A 12,880-nucleotide genomic window follows, 5' to 3' on the forward strand; every position below is an offset into this window, starting at 1 on the left:
TCGCACAGGGTGTTCCGCACCCGGCGCACTCTGTCGGGGAGCCGAGCGCTCTCGTCACTGAGGACAAGACTCCCTTGGGTCTTCAATTGAATCTTACGCGCCGCCAGATGCGCCTTCTGACCGCCGCCGGCGGTTCGGGCCTGATGCTGGGCGCCGCCTGTGGAGCCGTCTGGCTCGGCGGCAGCCTGACGCGCGACGCCCAACTGCGCGAACAGGCCGAGAGCCTGATGAGCGTCAATGACCATTCCTACGGCGCCGATCACTTCCGCAGCCTGAACGGTGCGCAACGTATCGCCGCCACTCAGGACGATCTCGACCGCCGCGCCATTGCGCTGGTCATGCGCCACGAATCCTATACCTCGCCCGTCGCCACGATGCGCATCCGTCAGGACGCCCAGCGCTCCAGCCTGTTCGCGTCGCTGATGAAACCGGTCGAAGCGCGCAAGGCCCAGATGCAAAAGGGTCAGGCCGGCGAAGCGCCTGTCGCCCGCGCCGGTCTCGACCTCGGCCTGATGCGACACAATCCGTTCGCCAAGGCCAATCCGGCCACGCCGTTCGAAATGAAAAACCGCTCGGCGTCGGACCTCGACTGCCTGACCCAGGCCGTCTATTACGAAGCGCGCGGCGAAACCGACGCCGGACAACGCGCGGTGGCGCAGGTCATTCTCAACCGCGTTCGCCATCCGGGCTACCCCAAGACCATCTGCAACGTCGTCTATCAGGGCGCCGTCAAGCGCACGGGCTGCCAGTTCAGCTTCACCTGCAACGGCATCATGGCCAACCGCGTCGAAGGCTGGGCCTGGAAGCGCGCCCGCACCGTCGCCGAAGACGCGCTGGATGGCTATGTCATGAAGCCGGTCGGCGCCTCGACCCACTTCCACGTGCTTAGCGTCTCACCCGACTGGGCCCCGCGCATGGACAAGACCGCTACCATCGGTAGCCACGTCTTCTATCAGTTCCGTGGCCGTGGCTCGACCACCCTGAGCGCTGAGAATGTCCGTCCGTCGGACGCGCCCACCGAGCGCGATACACCCGCCGACAAGGTTCAGGCGGTCACGGCGGCCACGCCTGACGCCAACATCGTAACCCGGGATGCCGCGGCAAAAGACGCCGTCAAGGACGCTGCCACCAAGGTCGTGGCGCTGGAAACGACGATCAAGGGTGATGACGCCCATCAGATCGCCCAGACGCTACAAAATAGTGCGCTGCAAAACAGTGCGCTGCGCAGCAAGCCGGGCGTAGCACCGATCAAGAACTAAAATCCTCGTCTATATAATAAGCGAAAAGCCTCCAGCGATTCCGTTGGAGGCTTTTCGCTTATTAGCCGCTGAAATTTTTCCCATTTTGTCAAAAAACGGACGCTGGCGTTAGGAATTCAACAACTATGTTCTGACACCTTGAGGCTCAATCGGGGCCTCCAAGCAAACGATGATTCGCAATTTGTCTGCAAAATCGCGTGCTTGCGGCCCTGTTAACCTTAATGCCAGTCCCGCCCGCAAAAGGGTTTGCCATAAGGGCGTGACGGCTTAACTCAGTGTCAGGGGCCAAGATGACAAAGTCCAAATCCGCCACGGGCGGCAAGATCAGTATCTCGAACTGGTCGTTTACCTTGAAATTCATGACGCCGGCGGCGGTCGCCACCGCGTTGATCGTGGCGCTGGCCGGTGGGGCCGTCGTGACCATGAACACGCAGGGCAAGGCCATCGAGACCATCAACAATGTCAGCCTGCGCAATGTTCAGGACATGGGCGACATCAAGTCGGCGATCAAGGAAGCCAATGGCCAGTTCTTCGGCGCCCTGACGGCTCAGGCCTCGGGCACCGCCACCAATGGCGAGCAGCGCGTCGCCCTGGTCGTGCAGGATCTCGGCAAGATCGAAGGCCAGATCAAGGATATGGCGGGCAAGACCCCCGACGCCGAAAAGAAGAAAGACCTCGAAGCGCTCGGCAAGGAAGTGAAGACCTATAAGGAAGCCGTCGAATTCGCCGGTTCGGTCATGACGGTCGACTTCCCGTCGGTGGCCCCCCTGATGTCGCAGTTCGACGAAGGCTATGCCAAGATGTCGAAGATTTCGGACAAGATCATCGACGGTCAGGTCGCCACCGCCAAGGCCGACGCCGAAGCCGCCAAGGCCGCTCAGGCCGCCGGCGTCTCCATGCTGACCATCTTCGCCGTCATCATGGCCGCCCTCTCCTGCGGTATCGCCTACCTCTTCTCGCGTACCACAGTAACCGGCATCAACCGCATCGCCAAGACGACCGAAGAGCTGGCCAACGGCAATCTGCACGTCGATATCGGCGCTCTGGCGCGCGGCGACGAGCTGAAATCGGTCGTCGACAGCCTCAACGTCTTCAAGGCCAATGCCGAAGAAAAGCAGCGCCTCGCTGAAATCGAAGCCGCGACCATGAAGACCCGCGAAGAACGCACCCGTCAGATGGGCGAACTGGCCGAACGCTTCCGCCACGAAGCGCAGGACATGCTCGACGCCCTGTCGGCGGCCGCTTCGGACCTCGACGCCAACGGCCGCACCCTGCTGACCATCGCCGGTGAGAACGAGCGCCGCTCGCAACAGGCCGTGTCCTCGATCCGCAACTCCGCCGACAACGTTCAGAACGTCGCCTCGGCCACGACCGAATTGTCCGCCTCGATCGGCGTCATCGGCGACCAGGCCGTGCGCTCGGTGGAAATCGCCGCCGAAGCCGTGGCCGAAGCCGACAAGACCAACGAGTCGATGGCCGAACTCAGCCGCGCCGCCGACCAGATCGGCGAGGTCGTCGACCTCATCAACGCGATTGCCCAGCAAACCAACCTGCTGGCGCTCAACGCCACGATCGAATCGGCGCGCGCCGGTGAAGCGGGCAAGGGCTTCGCGGTCGTCGCCTCGGAAGTGAAGTCTCTGGCCCAGCAAACCGCCAAGGCCACCGACGAAATCCGCGATCGTATCAAGGACATCCAGTCCGCCGCGCAAAACGGCGTTGCCGCCATCCGCGGTATCGGCTCGACCATCAAGCACATGAACGAGATCGCATCAAGCATCGCCGACTCGGTCCACCAGCAGGGCGACGCGACCAACGAAATCGCCCGCAACGTCAACGAAGCCTCGGACGGCACCACCACCGCCTCGTCGTCGGTCTCGCAGCTGTCGGCCTCTGCCGCCGACACTGAAAAGGCCTCGACCGAAATGCTGGGCGCCGCGCGTCAACTGACGCAACGCACCGAAGCCATGAGCGAGAACATCCGCCGCTTCCTGTCGGAACTGACGGCGGCATAGGTCAGCTACGGTCTGCCCGGCCCGCAGGCCGTCGCTATCGGCAAAGCCCTCCGGTACGAACCGGAGGGCTTTTTTCGTATCATGCGATGCGATTGACAGACGCCGCGAGACGACGAGTGATATTGTCAGGGGCATAAACGGGGGCATCGGCATGGTACAAAAGAAACGTCTGTTCACGCATAGCTGGATCGCCATCTATCTGATCTTCGCCACGACATGCGGCTATTTGTTCATCGCCAATATCCAACGGGCCAACAAAGCCGACGAAGCGTTTCAGGCCTTTCCGCCCGCCACATCCCTGCAAACCGCCGAGGGGGTCTTTCTGCCCCGACCGCGCGTGACATGCCACGCTTATTTCGAGCATTGCCAGAAGCCCTATCCGTTCAAGGCATCGGATGGGCGTGTCCTTTTGTTGAATTGCGAATCTCTGCCCGCGATCAATGAGTGCCTGACAGCCTATGCGGGGCAGGTGGCGGGACGACCGGCTCGTATCCGCTATCACACCTATATTTGGGGCGATAAGACCGGTGAAACGGTCCTGTTCGAGGCCGAAATCAACGGTAAAAGGCTTTTCAATTACGAAACACGCAAACACTATATCGCTTACAAGACCATGGTCGTGAATCCGCCGCGGAGAACACACCCCTTAAACATCCATAATGGCTTGTCGAACAAACGCATCGAACGCCAGCGCTGCTATTTCGGCTATTGCGCCGATATGGACAGGTTTTTGCCCTTTGAACTGGCGGGGGTCTTCTCGGCACTGATCCTGATCCATCTGGCGGTCTTCTTCTACGGTCCCGCACCACGTACCACGCGCAAAGCCCCCCACTTGGCATAGGCCTTAAGGAACGGCCGCCGCTCACAGAGTCAGGCCGGGTCAAAGACAGACATTTTCAGGATTAACGGCCATTAAATACGTTACCCGTGAAATTATTTTCAAAATCACGCCGCGACGCACAATAGATTCATTCGAAATTAAATATGCGCCTGTAGAAACAAGTCCTGCCGATCATATTGCACGGCAATATTCTTGAAGACCTCCCATAAGGGCCGAAGGCCCTGATCTATTCAGAAAGAGTAACTCCTGTGTCCAAGCGCCTCTCCCTCCTCGCCGTCGCCGCCTTTGCCGTTTTCGCCGCCCCTGCCTTCGCCGAGTGCGATGAAGCCCAGGAAAGCGCCGCTGGCAAGGCCATCGCGTCGGCAACCTCGGCTGCCGTTGCCAAGGCCGTCGCCGTCGAAGGCAAGCAGATGGTCAGCATCAACAGCTGTGAAGCCGCCGGTGGTGGCGCCTATGCCGAATTCAAGTACAACTTCCTCGGCGCCGGTGGTCTGTACTGGGTCGAAGGCTCGGCCCGCGTCAAGGGCGGTGCCGTCAGCGAACTGAAGCTGAAGCGCATGAGCCCGAACCTCGCCGACGCCTCGACCAAGGCTGGTGTGAAGCTCGCCTCGAACTAGAGCGCATTCCGAAAAGTGTGAAACGGTTTTCGGATCCAAAATGCGCGATAAAACAAAATTTTAGAGCTAGGTTTCGATTCAATCTGAACGAAACCAGCTCTAAGTCTCCGGTATCGGACGGGGCGTGCTGATCCGCGCCCCATTCGATCTCGCCTCCCCCCGACCTCGCTCAATGAGGTCTTTCGGCAAGATTTTCGTCCGAAACGTGTGATGATTCACTCTGAATTAAGCAGACTTGTGTATCCATAGCGTAGCCGCGCCGACAGGCGACGCTAAGACAGCCTCCACAGGGCCGAAGCCCTGAGTTTAATTCAGAAAGAGTCTACAGTGTTCAAAACCGCCCTTCTTTCCGCTTTTGTTTTGTCTGCCCTGGCCGTTCCGGCTTTCGCTGAATGCAGCGGGTCTGAAGAAGCCGCCACCGGCAAGGCGATCTCCACGGCCGCCGCCGCCGCCGTCTCCAAGGTCGTTGCCGTCGAAGGCAAGCAGATGGTCAATCTGAGCATGTGCGAGACGAGCCCCGGCGGCATCTACGCAGAATTCAAGTTCAACTTCCTCGGCGCCGACGGCCTGTACTGGGTCGAGGGCAATGCCCGCATGCAGGGTGCCAGCCTCAGCGAAATCAAGCTGAAGAAGCTGAGCCCGAACCTGGCCGACGCCTCTGCCAAGACCGGCATCAAGGTCGCCGCGAAGTAAGGCAATAGTTGCCGGAAAAAGGGCCCGGAGCGCGTTCAACTGAGAGCGCACTCCGGGCCCTTTTTCGTACCGGCCTCTTTTTTTTGAAATTTTGAAAATAATTTTTTCCGCCGTTCGACGCCATTAAGATTTCCCCCCTTGCGCAACAATGTTTTCCGAGCCCGGACATTAAGGACGGTAAATAAAGCGTAAGCCTTGATTTAACTCAGAATTATTCATTCCTGTTTAGAGTGAAGACATCCTGAAGAACATCAAGGAGCTACAGAGAGATGAAACGCAATACCCTCACGATCGCCCTCATCGCCGGCCTTGGCCTGATGGGCACCCACGCTTTCGCCGGTGAATGCGACGACGCCCAGCAAGGCGAAGCGGGCACCCTGGCCGCCGGTATCGCCAAGGCCGCCGTATCGAAGGTCGTCCCCGTCACCGGCAAGCAGATGGTCAATCTGTCGAGCTGCGAAAACCGCGCTGGCACCTATATCATCGAATTCAAATATAACTTCCTCAGCACCGACGGCCTGTACTGGGTCGAGGGCAATGCCCGCTTTGGCGCTGGCGGGTCGTCGCCGTCGGTGAAGATCACCAAGGCTTCGCCGAACATGGCCGCTGCCGAAGCCAAGGCTGGCGTGAAGCTCGCCTCGAACTAACCCTTGGTTCGGTTCCACCGGAACAAAAAAGCGCCCCGTGGTCGAACCACGGGGCGTTTTTCGTGCCCGATTACGTCTTGTCCCAGATTACTTCTTGTCGAAGGGGCGGAAGTCCTGCGGGCGGCTGATCACCCGCTGATCCTTCGGTTTACCGCCCAGAAACACGCCCCCGAACAGGGCAAAGGACGTCATCGCGTGTTGTTTCTTTTCAGTGTCATTCATCATTGCGTCTCCTTTTCCATCAGATGAATAAGAAGACGCGTCGCAAACTCTCAGAAGGTCAGCCTTGTTTAAGGGGGATCGCACATCTCTCAGCTGTCGCCGCGTCGGATATCACTGTCTCATATTTCAGAAATATAACAAGCATTAATCCGATATCGGATTATAAAAAATGAATCCATATTTTTATATTGTTGTTTTTATTATATAATTTAATATTTCAATTTTAAAATTTTGTAATAATTTTTAATAAATTAATCCGCATACGTCCAAAAATCCACCATTCACACTAAAACAACCTTATGCGGTTAGGCTGATCCCAAGCAAGAATTGCGCCCCGGGTGTCCGAAAGTACCATGTTGAAGTCCGCCTTTATCCTCGCCTGCGCCGTATCGAGCGCCGTGGCCACCGGCCTGATCGTTGCGAAAAACGACGGCTTCGTGAAACAGGGGGCTGCCGATACCCTTACCGTCGTCCAGACCAGCGCCGCCGCTTTTACTGCTTCCGCGCAAGCCCCCATGAGTGGCGGTGTCACCGCCATCCCCAAGGCCGCCGACGGTCACTTCTGGGCCGAGGCGCGCGTCAATTCGACCGTCGTGAAGTTTCTGGTCGATACCGGCGCCTCGGTCGTCGCCCTGACGCCCGAAGACGCCTGCCGCATGGGCATCGACCTCAAGACCCTGTCCTACGATCAGGAGGTTTCGACCGCCAGCGGCAAGACCTTCGCCGCCCGCGTCGTCATCGACCGCATGGGCGTCGGTCAGAGCCACATGGAAAAGGTCGAGGCTCTGGTCATACCGCAAGGCCTGTCGACCTCGTTGCTGGGGATGAGCTATCTCGGCCGCCTCAGCCGCTTCGAAGCCACGCCGCGCAGCCTGATCCTACACCCGTAAACTTTCTGCATAGGCGTCGCGCCTCGCACTGGCCGCATTCATCGCGTCGTGGACAGCCGCCTCGGCCTCATCCAGCACCTCGATCCCGGCCCCCGGGCGGATCGACTCCACCGTCAGGATACGGCGAAACGCCCGCGCCCCGGGCAAACCGTGCATCAGGCCCAGCATGTGCCGCGTGATCGCCGGCAAGTGCACACCCGCTTCCAGTTGCGCCGCCATATAGGGCCGGTAGGCCTCAAGCGCTTCGAACGGGGTCACGTCGCTGTCCGCACCGAAAAACCGGCGATCGACCTGCCCCAGTAAGGCCGGTTCGTGATAGGCCACGCGCCCCAGCATGACCCCGTCGACGTGGTCGAGGTGCGCCTGCGCCGCCTCAAGCGTACCGATGCCGCCATTGATCGAAATCGTCAAATCCGGATAAGCCCGCTTCAGAGCATAGACCAGATCGTAGTTGAGCGGCGGGATGTCACGGTTTTCCTTGGGCGACAGGCCTTTCAGCCACGCCTTGCGCGCATGGACGATGAAGGTCTTCACCCCGGCCCTGGCGCAGGCCTCGACCAGCGCGAACAGGGCCGCCTGCTCGTCCTGATCGTCGACGCCGATGCGGCATTTGACGGTCATCGGCAGACGCGTGGCCTCCGCCATAGCCTGCATACAGTCGGCGACCAGTTGCGGCTCGCGCATCAGGCACGCGCCGAAGCTGCCGGACTGGACGCGGTCCGACGGGCAGCCGCAGTTGAGATTGACCTCGTCGTAGCCGCGTGCCTCGGCGATCTTCGCGCAGGCCGCCAACTCATCCGGATCGGACCCGCCCAGTTGCAGGGCGACGGGATGCTCGATGGCAGAAAAACCCAGCAGCTTGTCCTGATCGCCGTGGATGATGGCGCGCGAGGTCACCATTTCGGTATAGAGCAGGGCGCGGCGCGTCAGGGTGCGGTGGAAGGCCCGGCAATGCCGGTCGGTCCAGTCCATCATCGGGGCTACGGAAAAGGTGTGGGCAGGCGTCATACGGTTACAGGGGCAAGAAACAGGCCTCCATATCGCGGATATGAGGCCCCTTGGCAAGCACGCGTCGGAAAACGCCGCCCCTACCGTATATACCGGTAAGCCGTCCATTCGAACGAAGGCGGGAACTCATCGGGATGATAGATATGAAATTGACCATCGTTACGGCGCTTTGCCTCTCACTGGGCCTCTCACTGGCCCTGACCAGCAACGGCATGGCGTCTGCGCAATCCTTCACCAAGGGCCCCGTACCGATCATCGAATCCGGCCGACCCGGCGTCGCCATCACCAATGCCAGTCCCAAGGACGCCCCCGTTCCCGCCCCGGCCTCGATCCCCAAGGAATGGATTGACAAGGATACCGGCCACCGCGTCATCCGCATCTCGGACGAAGCCGGGTCGTCGAGCAACTATTTCAACGTCAACTCCTATACACCCGACGGCAAGTGGATGGTCTTTTCCTCGCCCAGCGGCATCATGGCGCTGGATCTGAAAACCTTCGCCACGAAGCTGATCGTACCGGGCAAGGTCGCGCTGCAATTCGTCGGCCTGAAAACCGGCGCCGTCTATTACACCACCGGCCTCGGCGGCGGGGCCGCGTCGCAGGGCACGGGCGCGGGTACGGGCCTGAATCCGCCGAAACCGACCACCGGCACAGCGGCCCCCGCGCCGCAACGCGCGCCGCGCGCCATCATGGCCTACGATTTCGCCACCGGCACATCGCGTCAGATCGCCGTGCTTGAGCCCGGTTACGGCATCGCCACCATCAATGCCGACGAGACCCTGTTCGCCGGGTCGCGCACCACCGTCGCCAATGACCGCCCCCCCGTTCAGGGCCCGGCGGGCAGCGTCGGCACGACCCGCGACCCCGGTGACGAAGTCCTGCCGAACGGTCAGAAAGCGACCTTTGCCGAAGGGCGCGAAATTCAGATCAACCGCCGTCTGGTGCAGAAAATCCCGATGGAAATCTTCACCATCGACATCAAAACCGGTGAGAAGAAGACGATCACCGCCTCGACCGACTGGCTCAACCACCTGCAATTTTCGCCGACCGATCCCAATGTCCTGCTCTATTGCCACGAAGGCAACTGGCACATCGTCGACCGCCTGTGGCTGGTCAATGTCCGTGACGGCAGCGCGCCGAAAAAGCTGCATACCCGGACCATGAACATGGAAATCGCCGGTCACGAATGGTGGAGCCTCGACGGCAAGACGGTGTGGTACGACCTGCAAACCCCGCGCGGTCAGGTCTTCTGGGTGGCCGGTTACGAACTGGCGACCGGCAAGCGCACCTGGTATAATCTGGACCGCAATGAATGGGGCGTGCACTTCAACCTGTCGAACGACGGCACGGTCTTTTCCAGCGACGGCGGCGACAGCGAGATGGCCGCCCACGCACCGGACGGCAAGTATCTCTATCTGCTCAAGCCGAACTATATCCCGGACGTCGCCGGTATCCATGCCGACAATGCCGGTGAACTGATCGTCCCGGGCGCCTTCGTGTCCGAAAAGCTGGTCAATATGAAAAACCATAACTACCGCAGTGAACCGAATGCCAGCTTCACACCGGACGGCAAGTGGCTGGTCTTCCGCTCTAACATGTGGGGTCCGGGCCACGTCTATGCGGTCGAAACCGCCAAGGCGAAACCGTAAAGCGTTCCGATTTCAGCAACGCTGAATGCCTCGGATTGCGGCTTCCCGCCATCCGAGGCTCTGTTACATCTTGATCATCGACTACGGTAAAGCGTTCCCCCTCCTCTCCGACAAGCTTCTCATCGAAAGCCCTGCTTTTCGCCGACAGCGAAGCCTTGCCCAAATCCACAGGATCAAGACCATGACCAACGAAACCTACGTCACCACCGCCGACGGCACCCGCATCTTCTTCAAGGACTGGGGCCCGAAATCCGCGCAGCCGATCGTCTTCCACCACGGCTGGCCGTTGTCGTCGGACGACTGGGACACGCAGATGCTTTATTTCCTCGCCAAGGGTTTCCGCGTCGTGGCGCATGACCGTCGCGGCCACGGACGTTCCAGCCAGTCGAGCGACGGCCACGACATGGACACCTACGCCGCCGACGCCCACGCGGTAGCCGAATATCTGGACCTGAAAAATGCCATCCATATCGGCCATTCGACCGGCGGCGGCGAAGTCGCCCGTTACGTGGCGCAATACGGCGGCAATGGCCGTGTCGCCAAGGCGATCCTGGTCAGCGCCGTCACCCCGATCATGCTGAAGACCGAGGCCTTTCCGCTCGGCCTGCCGATCGATGTCTTCGACGGTCTGCGCGCCCAGACCGCCAGTAACCGCGCCCAGTTTTACAAAGATTTGCCGATCCCCTTCTATGGCTTCAATCGCGACGGCGTGACACCGGTCGAAGGGGTCGTCGACAACTGGTGGCGTCAGGGCATGATGGGCAGCGCCAAGGCCCATTACGAAGGCATCAAGGCCTTTTCCGAAACCGACCTCAGTGCCGATTTGAAGGCCATCGACGTGCCGGTGCTTATCCTGCATGGCGACGACGACCAGATCGTGCCGATACAGGCCGCCGCGCTGGAAGCCATCAAACTGGTCAAGAACGGCACGCTGAAAGTCTATCCCGGCCTTTCGCACGGCATGCTGACCGTCAACGCCGATATCATCAATCCGGACATGCTGGCCTTCATCACGGCCTAATGGCTTGACATTGCGGGGCGTCAAACTAGCTTCACCTGAAACGAATTTTGGAGCCCCGCATGTCCCTTCGCCTGATGCTGACCACCGCCAGCGCCCTTACCCTGCTGGCGACCGCGACCGTCGCCGCACCACCGGAAATTTCCGCCGAGCGTATCTCGATGGACGTGAAAGTCCTGTCGTCGGACGCCTATGAGGGCCGCGGCATCAATACGCGCGCCGAGGCCAAGGTCATCGACTACCTGTCGAAAAGCTTTGCCGAGGCCGGGTTCAAGCCGGGCGGGCCGAACGGTCAATGGACGCAGGAAGTGAAGCTGCGTCAGTTCACCGTATCGGACGCGACGCTGTCGGTCTCAGCCAATGGCAAGTCCACGCCTCTGGTTCAGGGCGTCGATGTGGTGACCTCGACGCGCGGCGCACTGGGCAATGTCTCGCTAAAAGATACGCCCCTGATCTTCGCCGGTTATGGCGTCACCGCCACTGAGCGTGGCTGGGACGATTTCAAGGGTGTCGACGTCAAGGGCAAGATCATCGTCGTCCTGATCAATGATCCGGACTTCTATGCCCCCGAAGCCAAGACCTTTGGCGGCCAGTCTTTTGGGGGCAAGGCCATGACCTACTATGGGCGCTGGACCTATAAGTACGAAGAAGCTGCCCGGCATGGCGCGGCGGGTGTGCTGATCGTCCATGACGATGCGGCCGCCTCATACGGCTGGACCACGGTCAAAAACTCTTGGTCGGGGCCGCAGTTCGATATCGTCCGCCCCGATCCGGCAAAGCAGTTCACGGCGCTGGAAGGCTGGCTATCGGCGGATGCGGCCAAAAAGCTGTTCGCCGCCTCGGGCCTCGATCTCGATCAGCTAAAGGTCGCCGCGCGCTCGAAAGATTTCAAACCCGTGCCCCTCACCGCCACCTTGAGCGGCGATTACAAGGTTGCAGCGTCTGAGGTCGTCACGCATAACGTCATCGCGCGACTGGAAGGTTCGAAATATCCGAACGAGACCATCGTCTATGGCGGGCATTGGGATCACCTCGGCATCGGCGCGCCGGACGCCAACGGCGATAAAATCTTCAACGGCGCCGTCGATAACGGCACCGGCACGGCCTCCCTGCTGGAACTGGCCCGCGCCTTCGGTCACCGCAAGGCCCCCGAACGCTCGATCGTCATGATCGCCTTCACCGCCGAAGAAAGCGGCCTGTTGGGCTCGGAATATTACGCCTCGAACCCGGTCTATCCGCTGGAAACGACGGTCGCCGGGATCAATATGGACGCGCTCGACGTCTATGGGGCGTCAAAGAACATCGTCGTCGTCGGTAACGGGCAGTCGTCGCTCGAAGACGATCTCGCTATCTTCGCCAAGGCGCAGAACCGCGTTCTGACGCCGGATGAAAAGCCCGAAGCCGGGTATTTCTTCCGCTCGGATCACTTCCCGTTCGTCAAACGCGGCGTGCCGATGCTCTACGCCAAGGGCGGCAAGGATCTGGTCAAGGGCGGGCACGAGGCCGGTGTTGCCGCCGAGGCCGAATACCGCACCAAGCGTTACCATCAGGCCGACGACGAATGGTCGGCCGACTGGGACCTGACGGGCTTGGTGCAGGACGTGACGCTCTATTACCAGATCGGCGCAAAACTGGCCAATTCGCGGGTCTGGCCGCAATGGCGCGCCACCTCGGAGTTCAAGGGCGCGCGCGATAAGTCGAACGAAAAACGGAAGTGATCTTATCATTCCTCCCTGCCTTTGGCGGGGAGGGGGACCGCTTTGCGTAGCAAAGGGGTGGTGGGGTATCTTACTTAACTTCAACATTCGCTGACTTAAGAAAGCAAGAACCCCCACCACCACATCTCACCACTTCGTGGTTCGTGCGGTCCCCCTCCCCATCAAAGATGGGGAGGTATTAGGATTGACTAGGTTCGAGACTCAATCAGTCCACCAAGTAATTGCGATAGCAATAGCGATGGCGGCAGCAAAATTGGCTGCGAGTTTGTCGTATCGGGTGGCGATGCGTCTCCAGTCCTTTAATCG

General features: G+C 60.2%; 12 protein-coding genes and 1 pseudogene. 10 read left to right on the forward strand and 3 right to left on the reverse strand.

The window, feature by feature from the left end; all coding sequences use genetic code 11:
- Positions 1-107 precede the first annotated feature (107 nt).
- From PQU92_RS17570 to PQU92_RS17595, 6 genes are all read left to right on the forward strand, one after another.
- Entirely contained in the window at positions 108-1,259 is a 1,152-nt protein-coding gene (locus tag PQU92_RS17570) for a cell wall hydrolase (protein WP_272749605.1), read from the forward strand.
- Between the two features lie 290 nt (positions 1,260-1,549).
- The gene (locus PQU92_RS17575; RefSeq protein ID WP_272749606.1) at positions 1,550-3,271 is read left to right on the forward strand and encodes a methyl-accepting chemotaxis protein; all 1,722 of its coding nucleotides are present in this window, start codon (positions 1,550-1,552) and stop codon (positions 3,269-3,271) included.
- Between the two features lie 151 nt (positions 3,272-3,422).
- A complete protein-coding gene (locus PQU92_RS17580; protein ID WP_272749607.1) occupies positions 3,423-4,112 on the forward strand; it encodes a hypothetical protein in 690 nt (229 codons plus the stop codon).
- A 248-nt stretch (positions 4,113-4,360) separates the two neighbouring features.
- Complete coding sequence (locus PQU92_RS17585) at positions 4,361-4,729, forward strand: hypothetical protein (protein WP_272749608.1); 369 nt, start codon at positions 4,361-4,363, stop codon at positions 4,727-4,729.
- 327 nt (positions 4,730-5,056) lie between these two features.
- Positions 5,057-5,422, forward strand: coding sequence for a hypothetical protein (locus tag PQU92_RS17590; protein ID WP_272749609.1), 366 nt, complete (start codon positions 5,057-5,059; stop codon positions 5,420-5,422).
- Positions 5,423-5,691: 269 nt separating this feature from the next.
- The gene (locus tag PQU92_RS17595; protein WP_272749610.1) at positions 5,692-6,069 is read left to right on the forward strand and encodes a hypothetical protein; all 378 of its coding nucleotides are present in this window, start codon (positions 5,692-5,694) and stop codon (positions 6,067-6,069) included.
- 87 nt (positions 6,070-6,156) lie between these two features.
- Here PQU92_RS17595 and PQU92_RS17600 read toward each other — a convergent pair whose 3' ends face one another.
- Entirely contained in the window at positions 6,157-6,294 is a 138-nt protein-coding gene (locus tag PQU92_RS17600) for a hypothetical protein (RefSeq protein ID WP_272749611.1), read from the reverse strand.
- Between the two features lie 350 nt (positions 6,295-6,644).
- Between PQU92_RS17600 and PQU92_RS17605 the strand changes: the two genes are divergently transcribed.
- Positions 6,645-7,181: a TIGR02281 family clan AA aspartic protease gene (locus PQU92_RS17605; protein WP_272749612.1), complete on the forward strand. Its 537-nt coding sequence runs from the start codon at positions 6,645-6,647 to the stop codon at positions 7,179-7,181.
- Here PQU92_RS17605 and dusA read toward each other — a convergent pair.
- The gene (gene dusA / locus PQU92_RS17610) at positions 7,170-8,189 is read right to left on the reverse strand and encodes a tRNA dihydrouridine(20/20a) synthase DusA (RefSeq protein WP_272749613.1); all 1,020 of its coding nucleotides are present in this window, start codon (positions 8,187-8,189) and stop codon (positions 7,170-7,172) included. The genes PQU92_RS17605 and dusA overlap by 12 nt on opposite strands.
- Before the next feature lie 143 nt (positions 8,190-8,332).
- Between dusA and PQU92_RS17615 the strand changes: the two genes are divergently transcribed.
- The 3 genes from PQU92_RS17615 (at position 8,333) to PQU92_RS17625 (ending at position 12,574) form a co-directional block, all read left to right on the forward strand.
- The gene (locus PQU92_RS17615; RefSeq protein WP_272749614.1) at positions 8,333-9,838 is read left to right on the forward strand and encodes an oligogalacturonate lyase family protein; all 1,506 of its coding nucleotides are present in this window, start codon (positions 8,333-8,335) and stop codon (positions 9,836-9,838) included.
- A 181-nt stretch (positions 9,839-10,019) separates the two neighbouring features.
- Positions 10,020-10,859, forward strand: coding sequence for an alpha/beta fold hydrolase (locus tag PQU92_RS17620; protein WP_272749615.1), 840 nt, complete (start codon positions 10,020-10,022; stop codon positions 10,857-10,859).
- Positions 10,860-10,918: 59 nt separating this feature from the next.
- Entirely contained in the window at positions 10,919-12,574 is a 1,656-nt protein-coding gene (locus tag PQU92_RS17625) for a M28 family metallopeptidase (RefSeq protein ID WP_272749616.1), read from the forward strand.
- A gap of 201 nt (positions 12,575-12,775) precedes the next feature.
- Here the strand turns inward: PQU92_RS17625 and PQU92_RS17630 are convergent.
- Positions 12,776-12,880, reverse strand: a pseudogene (locus tag PQU92_RS17630) (IS5/IS1182 family transposase); the annotation flags it as partial.

Source organism: Asticcacaulis aquaticus (assembly GCF_028550415.1).
Lineage (GTDB): Bacteria > Pseudomonadota > Alphaproteobacteria > Caulobacterales > Caulobacteraceae > Asticcacaulis > Asticcacaulis aquaticus.

Excerpts from the sequence above, each read along its gene's own strand:
- PQU92_RS17570 (WP_272749605.1), top strand. The coding sequence starts at position 108 with ATGCGCCTTCTGACCGCCGCCGGCGGTTCGGGCCTGATGCTGGGCGCC.
- PQU92_RS17575 (WP_272749606.1), top strand. The coding sequence starts at position 1,550 with ATGACAAAGTCCAAATCCGCCACGGGCGGCAAGATCAGTATCTCGAAC.
- PQU92_RS17580 (WP_272749607.1), top strand. The coding sequence starts at position 3,423 with ATGGTACAAAAGAAACGTCTGTTCACGCATAGCTGGATCGCCATCTAT.
- PQU92_RS17595 (WP_272749610.1), top strand. The coding sequence starts at position 5,692 with ATGAAACGCAATACCCTCACGATCGCCCTCATCGCCGGCCTTGGCCTG.
- PQU92_RS17600 (WP_272749611.1), bottom strand. The coding sequence starts at position 6,294 with ATGATGAATGACACTGAAAAGAAACAACACGCGATGACGTCCTTTGCC.
- PQU92_RS17605 (WP_272749612.1), top strand. The coding sequence starts at position 6,645 with ATGTTGAAGTCCGCCTTTATCCTCGCCTGCGCCGTATCGAGCGCCGTG.
- dusA (WP_272749613.1), bottom strand. The coding sequence starts at position 8,189 with ATGACGCCTGCCCACACCTTTTCCGTAGCCCCGATGATGGACTGGACC.
- PQU92_RS17615 (WP_272749614.1), top strand. The coding sequence starts at position 8,333 with ATGAAATTGACCATCGTTACGGCGCTTTGCCTCTCACTGGGCCTCTCA.
- PQU92_RS17620 (WP_272749615.1), top strand. The coding sequence starts at position 10,020 with ATGACCAACGAAACCTACGTCACCACCGCCGACGGCACCCGCATCTTC.
- PQU92_RS17625 (WP_272749616.1), top strand. The coding sequence starts at position 10,919 with ATGTCCCTTCGCCTGATGCTGACCACCGCCAGCGCCCTTACCCTGCTG.